A 1649-nucleotide genomic window follows, 5' to 3' on the forward strand; every position below is an offset into this window, starting at 1 on the left:
GTCCGACGCGGGCGTGCGCGTCCGCGATCGTCTCGGCGAGCGCCACCGCGGCGCGGGCCAGCCGGCGGTACCCGATTGTCAGCGCTGGCAGCTCGACCGCGGGGCGGCCGGGGTGCCGTTCGGCGGACGCGGCGAACAGCCCCCACAGGGTCGGGCTCATCGCCGCTCGCCGTCCGCGGAGAGCAGCAGCGCGGCCTGGGCGCGCACCGTGGGATGCAGGAACAGGTCGGTCGCGCGCAGGTCCCGGCCGGTCAGTTCGTTGAGCCGTTCCCACAGCAGCAACAGCAGCAGGGAGTTTCCGCCGGCCTCGAAGAAACCCTCCTCCAGCGGTACGGCGTCGGCCTCGATGCCCAGCGTCTCGGCCCAGGCGTCACGCACCGCCCGGAGCAGTTCGCCGTTCTCGGTCACGTCACGTTCCTCTGCGGCGGGAATGTGGGGAGATTCGCGCTCACCGGCGCTCTCCCAGTAGATCCGGGTGCTCCCGGACGCCACAAGACGCCTTTAGTGTGTCTCGAAAGAGCGCACCCGGATACCACGAACCAGGACACCGCGCATGACATGAAAATAAGACCGTGCGGTGTGCCATGCCCTTCACGTCGGACGTTCGCTGTCGCATAATTCCCAAGCGTGAACAACGGTGAGCTCGACCCCACGCCGGACCGATCGCGCACGGTGATATTGCTGGATAACGGCTCTTTGGTGATGCAAGGCGCGTTGAAGGTCCTCGAATCCGCCGACCGTCATTTCTCGGTCACGAGCGTCATTCACCCGGCCGGGGTCCAACGCCATCTCACCGCCCGCGAAACGGAGATCCTCATCGTCGGGCTGCCGCACACCGTGGATGAGGAGTTCCTCGCCCACGTACGGGCCTGGTCCCGTTCGGTGCTGGTCCTGGCCATCTCCGGAGGCGCGGGCCACCATCAGGTCGCGGCGCTCTTCGCCTCCGGAGTCCACGGATACCTCGACATGGACGCGGGCCCGGAGGCGTTGTTCGCGGCGCTCGCCCTGATCGCCGAAGAGCGTTTCTTCCTGTCCAGCCACGCGAACGGCGACCTTTTCGGCTTCGGCGCCGAAGAGCCGGCACCGCCTCCACCGGTCGTTCCAGGAGATCTGACCGAGCGGGAGATACAGGTGCTCCGGCTCGTCGCCGACGGCTGGACGCACAAGGAGATCAGCCGCCGGCTCGGGCTTGCCAAGGCGACCGTCGACACTTACGTCCAGCGCATCCGGCAGAAACTCGGGCTGCGCAACAAGGCCGAGCTCATCCGGGCGGCGGTGCGATATGACATCGCCGGTGATATCGCCTGAGCCGGATGACCGACAAATAAGACTTGCGGGCCGTCGCCGACGCCTTCGACAGTGGTACAGGCGCTATGCCATTACCGTCTTTGGAGCGCGGGGACCGGGTGAGCACGTGCTGGAGGACAAGAAGGAGATCGGCGTATTCCACGGCCGGGCAACCCCTTTTCCGGCCGAGGCCTCCATTCCCGGGCTGTTCGCCGGGCAGGTGCGCGCCCGGCCGGACGCCGCCGCCGTGACCTGCGGGCCGCGCACGCTCACGTACGCGGAGCTCGACGAGCGGTCCAACCGGCTCGCCCACCTGCTCCGCCGGCGGGGCGTCGGCGCCGACACGCCGGTGGGGATCGTGC

3 protein-coding genes are annotated in these 1649 nt (G+C 68.3%); 2 read left to right on the top strand and 1 reads right to left on the bottom strand.

The window, feature by feature from the left end; all coding sequences use genetic code 11:
• Positions 1–156: 156 nt before the first annotated feature.
• Positions 157–408 carry an acyl carrier protein gene (locus tag ACFFNX_RS49415; protein WP_378213410.1) on the bottom strand — a complete coding sequence of 84 codons (252 nt, stop codon included), beginning with the start codon at positions 406–408 and terminating at the stop codon, positions 157–159.
• Positions 409–627: 219 nt separating this feature from the next.
• Between ACFFNX_RS49415 and ACFFNX_RS49420 the strand changes: the two genes are divergently transcribed.
• Both ACFFNX_RS49420 and ACFFNX_RS49425 read left to right on the top strand, forming a co-directional pair.
• Positions 628–1308: a helix-turn-helix transcriptional regulator gene (locus tag ACFFNX_RS49420; RefSeq protein WP_378213411.1), complete on the top strand. Its 681-nt coding sequence runs from the start codon at positions 628–630 to the stop codon at positions 1306–1308.
• A 106-nt stretch (positions 1309–1414) separates the two neighbouring features.
• Positions 1415–1649, top strand: a 235-nt coding sequence (locus ACFFNX_RS49425) for an AMP-binding protein (protein WP_378213412.1), incomplete at its 3' end; no start/stop codon positions are given.

The organism is Actinoallomurus acaciae, assembly GCF_042429965.1.
In the GTDB taxonomy this organism is placed as follows: Bacteria; Actinomycetota; Actinomycetes; order Streptosporangiales; family Streptosporangiaceae; genus Actinoallomurus; species Actinoallomurus acaciae.